This is a genomic window from Inquilinus limosus (assembly GCF_002195995.1).
GTDB lineage: Bacteria > Pseudomonadota > Alphaproteobacteria > DSM-16000 > Inquilinaceae > Inquilinus > Inquilinus limosus_C.
On the sequence record NZ_NHON01000014.1, the window covers coordinates 18801 to 32399 of the forward strand.

Genomic DNA, 13599 nt, shown 5'->3' on the forward strand with positions numbered 1-13599 from the left:
AGGCCGCTGGTGTAGGACGCACGATCCGACGTGTCCGAAGAAGGCCCGCCGTGCCCCTCACGGCGGGCCTTCCGCATTCGGGGCCACCCGGTGCAGCGGGATCGGCGGCTTCTCTCCGCGGCCGGCCAGGCGCTCGGCCGGCGGCTCGTCCACCAGCACCGCCGCCAGCGATACGCCCAGGCTGTCCTGATGCGCCTCCTCGGCGGCGTGGATGCGGTCGGCCAGCGCCTGCAGCCAGGCACCCTCCAGCCCCGGCACCTCGCCGATCTTGCCGCGCATGCCGACGCCGAGGCCGCGCATCAGGTCGGCCAGCGTCGTGATCCGCAGGTCGCGCGAGATCAGCCAGGTGTCGGCGGCGGAGCGCTCGACGAAGCGGGCGTGGCGCAGCTGCTCCAGCATGCCGTCGAGGGCGGAGATGCCGACCGGCACCCGGTCCACCAGGGTCGGGCGATGCAGGCCGACGCCGAGGCGGCTGGCGGCCGCCAGCTCACGCAGGATGGCGACCGCGATGGTCAGGCGCGGCCCGGGCAGGATGCTGTCGATCTCGCCGCCCAGCAGGCGGCCGGACCGCCAGTCGGGCAGCGCCGCGGCGATCACCGCGCCGATCAGCACGATCGACCAGGCGAGATACAGCCACAGCAGGAAGATCGGGATGGTGGCCAGGGCACCGTAGATCGTCTCATAGGCCGGGAATTCGCGCAGGTACCAGGCGAACAGGCGCTTGGACAGGTCGAACGCCACCGCGGCGATGGCCCCGCCGATGACGGCATCGTTCCAGCGCACCGAACGGTTCGGGATCAGCTGGTACAGGAAGGTGAAGCCGATGAACTGCAGCACCAGCGGCACGAAGCCGATGAACGGCGCCCATAGCTGCTGGGCCACGCCGCCGCTGTGGCTGCCGAAGAAGCTGATGGTGAAGGAGAAGCTGGCGACCACCAGGATCGGGGTCAGGGTCAGGATCGCCCAGAAGGTGACGATCCGCACCAGCCAGGCCCGCTGCTCCTTCACCCGCCAGATGCCGTTGAACGCGTCCTCGATGGTGGCCAAGAGCAGCACCGAGCTGACCACCAGTCCGACGATCGAGAAGGCGGTCAGCCGCCCGGTGTTCTGGCTGAACCCCTCCAGGTAGTTCAGCACCGTGTGCCCGACCTCCGGCACCAGCATCTCGACCAGCCAGGCCTGGGCCGCGCCCTTGATCACGCCGAAGGCCGGGAAGGCGGACAGGATCGAGAAGGCGATGGTGGCGATCGGCACCAGCGCCAGCAGCGAGGAATAGGTCAGGGCCGAGGCCGCCTGGGCCCCGCGGTCGTTCCAGAACCGCAGCACCGCATAGCGGCCGAAGGTGTAGATCGCCTTCGCCCAGCTGCGGGCCTTCTGCCCGAAACTCCGGCTCCGCTCTTGCCGATCACCCGGTCCCGATGCCATTCATCAGCCCACATTTGACCCGAAAGGGCGTTCGTGTACGATCCCGGGCGTATTCCCGAGGACCCGCGGCGCGCCCCGTTCGGGTGTCCTGACCCCAACTGAGGCTCTGCAATGACGGTTCCCTCTCCGCTCCTCCAAGGCAAGCGCGGCTTGATCATGGGCGTCGCCAATGACCGGTCGATCGCCTGGGGGATCGCCTCGGCCTGTGCGGCGCAGGGTGCGGAGCTCGCCTTCACCTACCAGGGTGACGCGCTGCACAAGCGTGTCAAGCCGTTGGCGGAGAGCGTCGGCTCGACCCATGTGCTGCCCTGCGACGTCACCGACCAGGCCAGCATCGACGGGGTGTTCCAGACGCTGGAGCGCGACTGGGGCCGGCTCGACTTCCTGGTGCACGGCATCGCCTTCTCCGACAAGAACGAGCTCGACGGCCTGTACCTGAACACGACGCGGGACAACTTCCTGCGCACCATGGATATCTCCTGCTACAGCTTCACCGCCGTGGCGCAGCGGGCGGTGCCGCTGATGACCGACGGCGGCAGCCTCCTGACCCTGACCTATTACGGGGCGGAGCGGGTGATGCCGCACTACAACGTGATGGGCGTGGCCAAGGCGGCGCTGGAGGCCAGCGTGCGCTATCTCGCGGTCGATCTGGGCGGCCGCAACATCCGGGTCAACGCCATCTCGGCCGGCCCGATCAAGACGCTGGCCGCCAGCGGCATCGGCGATTTCCGCTACATCCTGAAGTGGAACGAGCTGAACGCGCCCTTGAAGCGCAACGTCACCATCGAGCAGGTCGGCGGCGCCGGCCTGTACCTGCTGTCCGACCTCGGCTCCGGCGTCACCGGCGAGGTGCACCATGTCGATGCCGGCTACCACACGGTCGGCATGGTGGCGGTCGACAATGCGGCCGCGACGGCCGAGCTGCTGCAGAGCCTGGCGCCGAAGCCGTGAGCACGCCCGCCGTCACGGTCCGGCTGGCCACGGAAGCCGACCGCGCGGCGGTGACGGAGCTGTTCCAGGACCTCGACCGGCACTATGCCCAGGGCCGGACGCTGGACCCCGACGCGGTGACCGCCGAGCGGGTCGAGCAGTATGTCTGGGGCGAGCATCCGACCGAGATCGCCCTGGCCGAGGTCGACGGAAGGGCGGTCGGCATCGCCAGCTTCGGCATGCTGTTCCCGGGCCGGGCCTTGACCGGGCATCTGCAGCTGAAAGACCTGTATGTCCGCGACGGGGCGCGCGGCCTCGGCGCCGGCGAGGCGCTGCTGCGCTTCCTGGCCCGGCTGGCGCAGCAGCGCGGCTGCACCCGGCTCGACTGGACCACCGAGACCTGGAACGAGGGGGCGCAGCGCCTCTACGACCGGATCGGCGCGGCGCGGCTGGCGCAGAAGATCTATTATCGGCTCGAGGGCGACGCCCTCGACCGCGTGGCCGGAGGGGAGTAGGCGGCCGGCATCTCGCCGGTCTTACCTCCTTCTTTGTCATGCCCGGGCTTGACCCGGGCATCCAGGGGCAGCCAGAGCCGCTCGCAGCGGCCCTGGATTGCCGGGTCAAGCCCGGCAATGACATGGTGAGAGACTTGTGGGGCCACTCTGGTTCGGCCCGGACGGAACGAAATCATGGCCGGCAACAGCTTCGGAACATTGTTCCGCTTCACCACCTGGGGCGAAAGCCACGGGCCCGCGATCGGCGTCGTGGTCGACGGGGCGCCGCCGCGCTTGCCCCTGGCCGAGGCCGACATCCAGCCCTGGATGGACAAGCGCAAGCCCGGCCAGTCGCGCTTCGTCACCCAGCGGCGCGAGGCCGACGAGGTCAAGATCCTGTCCGGCGTCTATGAGGGCCAGACCACCGGCACGCCGATCTCGCTGCTGATCGAGAACACCGACCAGCGCAGCAAGGACTATTCCGAGATCGCGGCCAAGTTCCGGCCCGGCCATGCCGACTACACCTACTGGAAGAAATACGGCATCCGCGACCCGCGCGGCGGCGGCCGGTCCAGCGCGCGCGAGACCGCGTGCCGGGTCGCCGCCGGCGCCGTCGCCCGCAAGATCCTGGCCGGCGTCACCATCCGCGGCGCGCTGGTGCAGATCGGCCCGCACAAGGTCGACCGCGACCGCTGGGACTGGGACCAGGTCGACCAGAACCCGTTCTTCTGCCCGGATGCCGAGACCGCCTCGCGCTGGGAAGACTATCTCGACGGCGTGCGCAAGGCCGGCTCCTCCACCGGCGCGGTGGTCGAGGTGGTGGCCGAGGGCGTGCCGCCGGGCTGGGGCGAGCCGATCTACGACAAGCTCGACAGCGACCTGGCCCGGGCGATGATGACGATCAACGCGGTCAAGGGCGTCGAGATCGGCGCCGGCTTCGGCGCCGCGGCCCTGTCGGGCGAGGAAAATGCCGACGAGATGCTGATGGGCAATGACGGCGAGCTGCGCTTCACCGCCAACAATGCCGGCGGCATCCTCGGCGGCATCTCGACCGGCCAGCCGGTGGTGGTGCGCTTCGCGGTCAAGCCGACCAGCTCGATCCTGACGCCGCGCCGCACGGTCGACATCGAGGGCCACAACACCGAGATCCTGACCAAGGGCCGGCACGACCCCTGCGTCGGCATTCGCGCCGTGCCGGTTGGCGAGGCGATGATGGCCTGCGTCCTGGCCGACCACCTGCTGCGGCAGAGGGCGATCGAGGATCGGGGCTGAGGGGCCTGCCCTCGCTGCCATTTCCCCTTGCTGTCATTGCCGGGCTTGACCCGGCAATCCAGTGGGTGTCGACGCTCTCTGGATCCCCGGGTCAAGCCCGGGGATGACAGACTATGGGGATGCGATGTGCGCGATAGCCGTCGCCCCTCAGCGCCTCCGCACGACCTGCCGGGCGCGGACGTCGATCACGGTGAAGGCGCGGTCGGCATAGGCCTGGATGCCGCTTTCGGTCGCCGTCGACGGGTTGTCGAAGAAGCACTTGATCCGGCCGCGGCGCACCAGCGCGTAGGGCGCCACCGCCGCCGCGTCGGATTCGGACAAAAATTTCGCCAAAGCCTCGATATCCGCGCTGTCGGCATGGTCCGTCGCGGTCATTGAAGTTCCTCCGGATCTGAAGCGGATCGCGGCCCGACGCCCGTCGCCGACGCCGATGTCACACAGCCGTCATGTCTGACTATATACCCTGCCCGGGGGCGAGATGGGAGGGGCAGTGTCGCTCCGACCGCAAAACCCTTGCTCCAGGCCGGTCTTGCCGCCACCCTGGCCGGCCGTCCGTGAACTTTCACCGCCCTCGCGGGTTCGGTGATCGGGAATCAACCCGGGGCCTGGACGCTTGGCGCAAACCGGCGCACATCTTCCAGCGGATCGGAAGGAGAGATTTGATGCGCCGCATCCTGACGCTGCTGATCGTGCCTGCGATGTTGGCGCTGTCCGCCTGCAATTCCGGCGGCTCGGTCGGCTCCGCCTCGAGCGGAGGGCTGCCGACGCTGAACCCGCTGCTGACCAAGGCCATGCCGGCGGTGGTGAACGTCTCGGTCCGCGGCACCGTGCGCCCCAGCGCCGAGATGCTGCGCGACCCCGACATCCGGCGCTATTTCGGCGGCGAGAAGGAGAAGGCGTTCCGCAGCGTCGGCTCCGGCGTCGTCGTTGACGCCGCCAAGGGGCTGGTCGTCACCAGCGCCCATGTCGTCGAGAACGCCACCGAGATCGGCGTCACCCTCGGCAACGGCAACGAGGTGCCGGCCCAGGTCGTGGGCTCGGCCGCGGACATCGACATCGCGGTGCTGCGCATCCCGGCGGCGGGGCTGACCACCGAGCTGCCGGTGGACGACACCGACATGCCCAAGGTCGGCGACTTCGTGGTCGCGATCGGCAACCCCTTCGGCCTCGGCCAGACCGCGTCGCTCGGCATCGTCAGCGCCACCGGACGCAGCGGCCTGGGCATCGAGGGCTATGAGGACTTCATCCAGACCGACGCGGCGATCAACCCCGGCAGCTCCGGCGGCGCGCTGATCAATCTCGACGGCCATCTGGTCGGCATCAACACGGCGATCATCAGCCCGTCCGGCGCCAATGCCGGCATCGGCTTCGCCATCCCGATGCACATGGTCAAGAACTCGATCGACCAGATCGAGCAGTTCGGCTCGGTCTCGCGGGCCAAGCTCGGCGTGGCGATCGAGGACCTGACGCCGGCCAAGGCGACGTCGCGCGGCATCTCCGCCGCCACCCGCGGCGCGCTGATCACCGGCATCGTCCCCGGCACCGTCGCGGCCTCGGCCGGCCTCAAGATCGGCGACGTGGTGACGGCGCTGGACGGGCACCCGATCGACGGCGCCACCGCGCTGCGCAACGCCGTCGGCCTGATGCGGCCGCAGACCTCGGTGACCCTGACCGTCGTGCGCGGCAAGGACACGCTCAGCCTGCCGGTCGCGCTCGGCGCGCAATAACCGTTCGGTGTCGCGGGCCGGGGCGCGGGCGCCGCATCCGGCGCTGGCGCTCGGCCTCACCGCCGGTGTAACGGTCTGGGACTGAAATCGGGTCGGCCCGGCCCGCGCGACCGTGCCGACCCCGTCCCGCTGCGCGACGCCGAGGACCGGACGTTCATGCTGATCGCCCAGATCACCGACACCCACGTCACCACGCCGGAGGTGGCGGTGGAGACGGGAATCGACGCACTCGGCGCGCTGCGGCGCTGCGTCGAGCACCTCGGCGCGCTGTCGCCGCGGCCGGACCTGCTGCTGGTCACCGGCGACCTGGTCGACCGGGGCGATGTCGAATCGTACCGGCTGTTCCGCAAGGCGCTGGCGCCGCTGGGCCTGCCGATGCTGGCGATCCCCGGCAACCATGATTCGCGCGAGGCGATGCGCGAGGCCTTCGCCGGCCATGCCGGGGTCGGCACCGACGGACCGTTCCTGAACATCGCCGGCGAGACCGGGGGGCTGCGGCTGATCGGCCTCGACACCACCATCCCGGGCCGGATCGAGGGGCTGTTGTGCGACGAGCGGCTGGACTGGCTCGACGCCCGGCTGTCGGAGGCGCCGCAGCAGCCGGCGCTGGTGTTCATGCACCACCCGCCCTTCGAGACCGGCCTGACCCGGATGGATGGCTGGCGCTGCGGCAATGGCGACGGGCTGGCCCGGGTGCTGGTCCGGCACCGCCAGGTGGTGCATGTGCTGTGCGGCCATGTCCACCGTGCGGTCGACACCACCTTCGCCGGCATCCCGGCCTCGATCGGCCCCAGCCCGTCGCATGCGGTCGGGTTCAACCTCGAGCAGGGGGCCGAGCTGACGGTCGGCATCGAGCCGCCGCTGGTCCGGCTGCTGTACTGGACCGGCAAGCGGCTGGTCTCGCATTTGTCGCCGATCGACGGGGTGCAGCGCCGGGTGTCGTGAGCGTGCAGGCTGAGAGGCGGAGGCGGCGATGAGCGATCCCGAGATCGTCATGACCGAGACGGCCGACGACCGGCTGGAGGCCCTGATCAATGACGGGCTGAACGCCTATAACGACGCCGTCACCGGCTATAGCGACCGGCGGCCGCTCTCGGTTGTGGTCCGGGATCCGGACAGCGGCGAGATCCTGGGCGGCGCCAAGGGGCGCACCTCGCTGGGGGTGCTGTTCGTCGAGCTGTTCTGGCTGCCGGAGCGGCTGCGCGGGGGTGGGCTGGGCAGTCGGATCCTGCGGATGATGGAGGAGGAGGGGCGCCGCCGCGGCTGCCGCGCCGGCATCCTGTTCACCATCAGCTTCCAGGCGCCGGAGTTCTACCGCCGCCAGGGCTGGCGGGTGTTCGGCGAGGTCGCCTGCGACCCGCCGGGCACCAGCCGCGTGTTCATGACCAAGGATCTGAGCTGACGCGGGATGAGTTCGGGCCCGGATCGGCCATCCCATCGCTTACAATGCCTTTCCCTCGCCGTCATTGCGAGGAGGCGAAGCCGACGAAGCAATCCAGGGGCCGGTGCGCACCGGCCCCTGGATTGCTTCGCTTCGCTCGCAATGACGGTTTTGGGAATTCTAAAAAGGTTTTGGTGACCAGACCTCAGGTCACCTCATTCAGGCCAGCCACCGTCTCCCGCCGCACCAGCGTCACCGGCACCACGTCGATCACGGCCGGCCGGGCGGGATCCTCGGCGCGCTCCAGCATCAGCGCCGCGGCGCGGGCGGCCAGGCCGGCGGCATCCTGGCGGATCGTGGTCAGCCGGTAGGGCGCCAGCCCGGCCGGCGTCACGTCGTCGAAGCCGATGATCGAGACATCGCGCGGCGCCGCCCGGCCCGTCGCCCGGGCGCCGTCCAGGAAGCCGCAGGCCAGCAGGTCGCTGGCGCAGAACAGCCCGTCCAGCGGCGCGTCCCAGGCCCGGGCGGCGGCCGCGGCGCCGGCCTCATGGCCCGGCCCGGCGGCGAGGAGCGGGCGGAAGGTGGCGCGGCCGGCGGCCAGGGCCGGCGCCAGCGCGGCGACGAAGGCGGCGCTGCGGGCCAGGCCGCTATAGGTGCCGCCCTCGACCCCGAGGAAGCCCAGATGTCGGCAGCCGGCCTGCAGCAGCGCCTCCGCCGCCAGCCGGCCTCCGGTCTCGTTGTCCGACAGCACGGCGTCGACCCCGGGGATCGACACGGCGCGGTTCAGCGCCACCACCGGGATGCCCAGCCGGGCGCATTGCTCGGCCAGGGCGATCGGCGGCGCGCCGGAGGTGACCAGCACGCCGCTCACCCGGTATTGCAGGAAGCGGGCGATGGTGCGGTCCAGCGCCGCCTCGTCGTCGACCTCGGCCACCAGCGACTGCAGGCCGCGGGCGTCGATCTCGCGCAGCAGCGCCTCGAACAGCGCGGCGCGGTAGGGATCGGTGGCGCCGCGCACGACGATGCCGACCAGGTCGGAGCGCTGGCGGTTCATGCCGCGGCCCAGCATGTTGACCTGGTAGCCCAGGGCCGAGGCCGCCTCCAGCACCCGCTCGCGGGTCTCGTCGGCCACCCGGGCCTGGCCCGACATGATGCGCGACACCGTGGCGCGCGACACGCCCGCCCGGTCCGCCACAGCCTGGGCCGTCACCGGCCGTGCCCCGAAATCCTGCCGTCGCCGTCCCAACCAGGCCTCCGAGCCGAAGACTCAACAGCGCACACGTGTTCACGAACGCGGAGCATCGTAAAGCGGAAATCGTTTGCCCCGAAGCGATGTCACCGGACCGTCACGAAACATTCATTTCCTTGAAAGCGTGCGGTGTCCGGGACCATGATAGAACCGCCGCCGGAGAGCGGTGCGGCCGAACGATCGGATTTGATGGATCGTGAACACGTGTTCACATTTTCGTTGTCCGGAGCGCCGCCGACGATCCTGCGGACTGGGAGGGATTGGGAGATGATGACGAAGTTGATCGGCCGGGTGGCGGGCCTGGCGGCGCTGCTGCTGGCCGGGACCGCGCAGGCGGATGAGCTGGTGATTGCAGGCCGCGACGGCGTTTATGGCGACGCCCTGGCCTATGCGATCGATGCCTACAAGAAGGTGTCGCCGGACACCGAGGTCGAGCTGCTGAAGCTGCCCTATGCCAGCCTGTACGAGAAGCTGGTGGTGTCGCTGCGCGGCGGCGCCGACGCCTATGACGTGATCGTCGCCGACGACACCTGGATGCCGGAATTCACCGCCAATGGCTGGCTGAAGCCGGTGACCGCCGACCTGTCGGGCGTGATCCCCAGCCTGACCGCCCTGTCCAAGGGCACGGACGGCAAGGTCGTGGCGCTGCCCTTCGCCGGCAATGTCGAGATGTTCGCCTGGCGCACCGACCTGTTCCAGGCCGCCGGCCTGGCCGCGCCGAAGAGCTGGAGCGACGTGGTCAAGGCGGCGGAGACGCTGAAGGCCAAGGACCCGAATGTGGCCGGCGTGGTGTTCCGCGGCACCAAGGGCAACCCGATCGTGACCGGCTTCCTGCCGATCTTCTGGGCCCATGGCGGCGAGGTCATCGACGGCTCGGGCAAGGCGGCGCTGGCGTCGCCGGCCGGCGTCAAGGCGCTGCAGCAGTTCCTGGCGCTGAAGGCCTATGCCCCGACCGGGGTCGAGACCTACAACGCCACCGAGGTGCGCGACGCGCTGCAGCAGGGCCGCGCCGCGATGGCGATCGAGGTCTGGCCGGCCTGGGTGCCGTCGCTGGACGAGGCCGACAAGTCGAAGGTGGTCGGCAAGGTCGCGATCGGCCCGGCCCCGGGCGAGACCAAGGGCCCGGCGCCGATGCTGGGCATCTGGCAGGTGGCGGTGCCGTCCGGCGCGCCGAACGCCGAGGGCGCGCAGAAGTTCCTGGCCTTCCTGAACGGCGCGGAGATGCAGAAGGAGCTGGCGCTGCGCTTCGGCCTGCCGCCGACGCTGACCGCGCTCTATGCCGACAAGGACCTGGTCGCCAAGTACCGCTGGTACCCGGACCAGCTGAAGGCGCTCGAGGCCGGCGTGTCGCGGCCGCGGATCAAGCAGTGGCCGCAGGTCGAATCGATCCTCGGCGACTACCTGCAGCTGGCCCTGGTCGGCCAGGTGGCGCCGGAAGAGGCCCTGAAGAAGGCCTCGGCCGACATCGACACGGCGCTGGCGAAGAAGTAACCGGCGGCCTTCCCCCTCACCCTCCCGGCCCAAGCGAGCCGGGCCCCTCCCTCTCCCCGAGGAGAGGGGTGTTTCGCCTCTCCCTTGGGGAGAGGTCGGACATCCCCCAGGATGTCCGGGTGAGGGGGCGGCACCGGCCCTTCCGTTTCGACCGATTCCTGTTCCCGGACCTTCATGCTCTTCACCGACCGCCGGCAGCTCGTGCTGCTCCTGCTTCCCGCCGCGCTGCTGCTGGTCGTGTTCGCGCTCGCGCCCGTGGTCCAGGTCGCGCTCTACTCCTTCCAGGACATCGACTACGCCGCCGACACCGCGCGCTGGGTCGGCCTCGAGAACTACGTGACGCTGTTCGGCGACTGGTTCTTCCGGGTCGATATCGGCAACACGGTGAAGTTCGCGGTCGTGGCCTCGCTGGTCCAGGTCGCGCTCGGCACCGGGCTGGCCCTGCTGCTGAACCGCGAGTTCCGCGGCCGCGGCGCGGTGCTGTCGGTTGTGGTCTATCCGATGATGCTGTCGACCCTGGTCTGCTCGGCGATCTGGCGGTCCTGGTTCCATTACGATGTCGGGATCCTGAACGGCGCGCTCACCTGGCTGCACCTGCCGCGGGTCGCGTGGTTGTCGGATCCAGGCCTGGCGCTGTGGTCGGTGATGCTGGTCGACACCTGGCAATGGACGCCGATGACGACGCTGATCGTCCTGGCCGGGCTGCAGTCGATCCCGCCCGAGGTGGTGGAGGCGGCGCGGACCGACGGCGCCCGCCCCTGGGTGCTGCTGACCCGGATCGTGCTGCCGCTGGTGCGCGGCCAGATTTTCCTGGCGCTGCTGCTGCGCCTGATCGACACCTTCAAGCTGTTCGACAAGGTGTACGCCCTGACCGGCGGCGGCCCCGGCAACGCCACCGAGACGATGTCGATGTATGTCTACCAGAAGGGCTTCAAGTTCTTCGATGTCGGCCTCGCCGCCGCCGCCTCGGTGGTGATGATGGCGATCGCCTGCGGCCTCTGCGCCGTCTACGCCGCCCAGGCCATGCGGGGCTCGTCCAAGTGACCCGCCTCCGCCAGGTTCCCGCCTATGCCGGTATCGCGTTCTTCGTCCTGGTCTTCGCCCTGCCGGTGGTGTGGATGATCGGTGCGGCCTTCGAGACCCCGGCCCTCGCGGGGCGCGGCTTCCTGCCGACCGCGCCGACCCTCGACAACATCCGGGCGGTGCTGGCCGACGGCTTCCTGGTGCGGCTGAAGAACACCGCCATCGTCGCCTTCGGCGCCACGCTGCTGTCGCTGTTCGCCGGCTTCCTGGCCGCCTATGCCCTGTCCCGGTTCCGCTTCCCCAGGCGGCTCGACGTGCTGTTCCTGCTGCTGGTGCTGGTGGTCAAGCTGATGCCGCCGATCGTGGTGGCGCTGCCGCTGCACGCGCTGCTGCTGGATCTCGGCCTGCTCGGCACCCTGTCCGGGCTGGTGCTGGTCTACCAGCTCTACACCCTGCCCTTCTGCCTGTGGATGCTGCTGGGCTTCGTGCGCGAGGTGCCGGTGGAGATCGAGGCCGCGGCTGCGATCGACGGCGCCGGCCTCTTGCGCCGGCTGTGGCACATCGTGCTGCCGCTGGCCCTGCCCGGGCTGGTGGCGACGCTGATCTTCGCCCTGATCCTGTGCTGGAACGAGTTCCTGTTCGCGCTGCTCTACCTCCAGCGCCCCAGCCGCTTCACCCTGCCGCTCTACGTCGCCACCTTCATCACCGAGGATGAGACGCTGTGGGGCCGGCTGATGGCGATCGGCCTCCTGTCCTCGCTGCCGGTGCTGCTGGTCGCCGGCTACATCCAGAAGCACCTGCTGCGCGGCTTCGCCCATCAGGCCAAATAGCGGCACAGGGGTGCCATCCGTCCGCGCGGGTTGACGCTGCCGCCCGTCGAGGCGAAAAGCCGCGCATCCTGGATGCGGCGGAGCAGGGCGATGGGCGAGCGGGACCTGACCGGGCGGGCGGTGGCGGATGCCATCCTGGCCGATGTGGCGGCGGAGGTGCAGGCGCTGGGCGAGGCGCATTGGCCGCCGAAGCTGGTGTCGATCACGGTCGGCGACGAGAGCGCGGTCGACGTCTATGTCCGCAACCAGCGGCGCACGGCCGAGGGCGTCGGCATCGCCTTCGAGACCCGGCGCCTGCCGGAGCGGATCACGCAGGAGGAGCTGCGCGCCGCCATCGCCGCGCTGAACGCCGACCCGCAGGTCAGCGGCATCATCCTGCAACGCCCGGTGCCGAAGCACATCTCGATCAAGGCGATGCAGACGGCGATCCATCCGCTCAAGGATGTCGAGGGCATGAACCCGGCCTCGATCGGCAACATCGTCTACAACGAGCTGGAGCTGGCGCCCTGCACCGCCCTGGCGGCGGTGGAGATGCTGAAGCGCACCGGCCTGACCCTGGCGGGGCTGGAGGTGGTGGTGATCGGCCATTCCGAGATCGTCGGCAAGCCGATCGCCTTCCTGCTGATGTCGGAAGGCGCGACGGTCACGGTCTGCCACCACATGACCCGCTCGGTCTCCATGCATTCGCGCCGGGCCGATGCGGTGTTCGTCGCCGTCGGCAAGCCGAAGCTGGTCACCGGCGACATGATCAAGCCGGGCGCCGCGGTGATCGACATCGGCATCAACGAGGTGCTGGACGATGACGGCAAAAGCCGCGTTGTCGGCGATGTCGACTATGACAGCGTCGCCCCGGTGGCGGGCTGGATCACCCCGGTGCCGGGCGGCGTCGGGCCGGTGACGGTGGCCGTGCTGATGCGCAACACGGTGGTCGCCACCCGCCGCCAGAAGGCCCATTACGAGGCCCGGTTGGGGGCGTCGATCGCCTGAGCCGACGCCTGGCCGCATTGAATTCCGACCACCGTTTTGTATATACTGTATATACGTAATGGAGGCGATCGATGCTGACCCGGCTGTTCAGAAGCGGCAACTCCCTGGCCGTGCGCATTCCCAAGGAGCTGGCCTTCGCCGACGCGGCGCAGGATGTGGAGATCGAGCGCCGGGGTGACACTCTGCTCATCCGGCCGGTGACGTCCCGCTCACTGGCCGGCGTGGCGCAGGTCTTTGCGTCTTTTCCGCCGGGCTTCATGGCCGAGGGTCGGGAGCATCACGAGCAGAAGGAGCGGGATTGGGGCCGGGGCGACGGCGCCTGAGCCATGCGCTACATGCTCGATACCAATATCTGCATCCATCTGATCCAGCGTCAGCCGCCGCAGGTGCTCAGTCGCTTCGCGGCGCTGTCTCAGGGCGATGTGGTGATGTCGGTGGTGACGCTGGCCGAGCTGCGCCACGGGGTCGAGCGTGACCCGTCGGCGAAGCCCCAGGCCGAACAGGCCCTGGACCGGCTGCTCGACTTCATCCCGGCCCAGCCCTTCGACACGGAGGCGGCAGTCCGCCACGGCGTGCTGGCCGCCGCCATCCGCGACCGCCGGCGCGATGTGCTGGACCGCATGATCGCGTCCCATGCCCTCAGCCTGGGGCTGCCCCTGGTCACGAACAACGAAGCCGACTTCAATTTCTATCCCGGCCTGACGGTGGAGAATTGGGCGAAGCCCTGACGCCGCCGCAACCCTGCGGCGCATGAAGGCGGGATGCCAGCGGCCGGGCGCGGGTCTAAACC

General features: G+C 69.8%; 15 protein-coding genes. 12 read left to right on the forward strand and 3 right to left on the reverse strand.

Annotated features, from left to right (window positions below):
- Window positions 1-57: 57 nt before the first annotated feature.
- Window positions 58-1425, reverse strand: a complete 1368-nt coding sequence (locus BWR60_RS09855; RefSeq protein ID WP_088150840.1) for a YihY family inner membrane protein — start codon at window positions 1423-1425, stop codon at window positions 58-60.
- Window positions 1426-1536: 111 nt separating this feature from the next.
- Between BWR60_RS09855 and fabI the strand changes: the two genes are divergently transcribed.
- From fabI to aroC, 3 genes are all read left to right on the forward strand, one after another.
- Window positions 1537-2376 (forward strand): enoyl-ACP reductase FabI, encoded by an 840-nt coding sequence (fabI, locus tag BWR60_RS09860; protein WP_088150841.1) that lies wholly within the window; start codon window positions 1537-1539, stop codon window positions 2374-2376.
- Entirely contained in the window at window positions 2373-2870 is a 498-nt protein-coding gene (locus BWR60_RS09865; protein ID WP_088150842.1) for a GNAT family N-acetyltransferase, read from the forward strand. Before fabI ends, BWR60_RS09865 begins: the two co-directional genes overlap by 4 nt.
- 174 nt (window positions 2871-3044) lie before the next feature.
- Window positions 3045-4121 carry a chorismate synthase gene (gene aroC, locus BWR60_RS09870; RefSeq protein WP_088150843.1) on the forward strand — a complete coding sequence of 359 codons (1077 nt, stop codon included), beginning with the start codon at window positions 3045-3047 and terminating at the stop codon, window positions 4119-4121.
- 147 nt (window positions 4122-4268) lie between these two features.
- Here the strand turns inward: aroC and BWR60_RS09875 are convergent, their stop codons facing one another.
- A complete protein-coding gene (locus BWR60_RS09875; RefSeq protein ID WP_088150844.1) occupies window positions 4269-4496 on the reverse strand; it encodes a hypothetical protein in 228 nt (75 codons plus the stop codon).
- A 287-nt stretch (window positions 4497-4783) separates the two neighbouring features.
- Between BWR60_RS09875 and BWR60_RS09880 the strand changes: the two genes are divergently transcribed.
- The 3 genes from BWR60_RS09880 (at window position 4784) to BWR60_RS09890 (ending at window position 7250) form a co-directional block, all read left to right on the forward strand.
- Window positions 4784-5848, forward strand: coding sequence for a trypsin-like peptidase domain-containing protein (locus BWR60_RS09880; RefSeq protein WP_088150845.1), 1065 nt, complete (start codon window positions 4784-4786; stop codon window positions 5846-5848).
- Between the two features lie 156 nt (window positions 5849-6004).
- Window positions 6005-6793 (forward strand): phosphodiesterase, encoded by a 789-nt coding sequence (locus BWR60_RS09885; protein ID WP_088150846.1) that lies wholly within the window; start codon window positions 6005-6007, stop codon window positions 6791-6793.
- A gap of 28 nt (window positions 6794-6821) precedes the next feature.
- Complete coding sequence (locus BWR60_RS09890) at window positions 6822-7250, forward strand: GNAT family N-acetyltransferase (RefSeq protein WP_088150847.1); 429 nt, start codon at window positions 6822-6824, stop codon at window positions 7248-7250.
- 184 nt (window positions 7251-7434) lie between these two features.
- Here BWR60_RS09890 and BWR60_RS09895 read toward each other — a convergent pair whose 3' ends face one another.
- On the reverse strand, window positions 7435-8475 hold the full coding sequence (locus tag BWR60_RS09895; protein ID WP_218823423.1) for a LacI family DNA-binding transcriptional regulator: 1041 nt from the start codon (window positions 8473-8475) through the stop codon (window positions 7435-7437).
- A 270-nt stretch (window positions 8476-8745) separates the two neighbouring features.
- Here BWR60_RS09895 and BWR60_RS09900 point away from each other — a divergent pair, with 270 nt between their 5' ends.
- From BWR60_RS09900 to BWR60_RS09925, 6 genes are all read left to right on the forward strand, one after another.
- Window positions 8746-9969, forward strand: a complete 1224-nt coding sequence (locus BWR60_RS09900) for an ABC transporter substrate-binding protein (RefSeq protein WP_218823424.1) — start codon at window positions 8746-8748, stop codon at window positions 9967-9969.
- Window positions 9970-10143: 174 nt separating this feature from the next.
- Window positions 10144-11013, forward strand: a complete 870-nt coding sequence (locus BWR60_RS09905; RefSeq protein ID WP_088150849.1) for a carbohydrate ABC transporter permease — start codon at window positions 10144-10146, stop codon at window positions 11011-11013.
- On the forward strand, window positions 11010-11822 hold the full coding sequence (locus BWR60_RS09910; protein WP_218823425.1) for a carbohydrate ABC transporter permease: 813 nt from the start codon (window positions 11010-11012) through the stop codon (window positions 11820-11822). Before BWR60_RS09905 ends, BWR60_RS09910 begins: the two co-directional genes overlap by 4 nt.
- A 90-nt stretch (window positions 11823-11912) precedes the next feature.
- The gene (locus BWR60_RS09915) at window positions 11913-12809 is read left to right on the forward strand and encodes a bifunctional 5,10-methylenetetrahydrofolate dehydrogenase/5,10-methenyltetrahydrofolate cyclohydrolase (protein WP_088150850.1); all 897 of its coding nucleotides are present in this window, start codon (window positions 11913-11915) and stop codon (window positions 12807-12809) included.
- 71 nt (window positions 12810-12880) lie between these two features.
- Window positions 12881-13132: an antitoxin gene (locus tag BWR60_RS09920; RefSeq protein ID WP_088150851.1), complete on the forward strand. Its 252-nt coding sequence runs from the start codon at window positions 12881-12883 to the stop codon at window positions 13130-13132.
- 12 nt (window positions 13133-13144) lie between these two features.
- Complete coding sequence (locus tag BWR60_RS09925; protein WP_218823426.1) at window positions 13145-13537, forward strand: type II toxin-antitoxin system VapC family toxin; 393 nt, start codon at window positions 13145-13147, stop codon at window positions 13535-13537.
- Window positions 13538-13599: the final 62 nt, after the last annotated feature.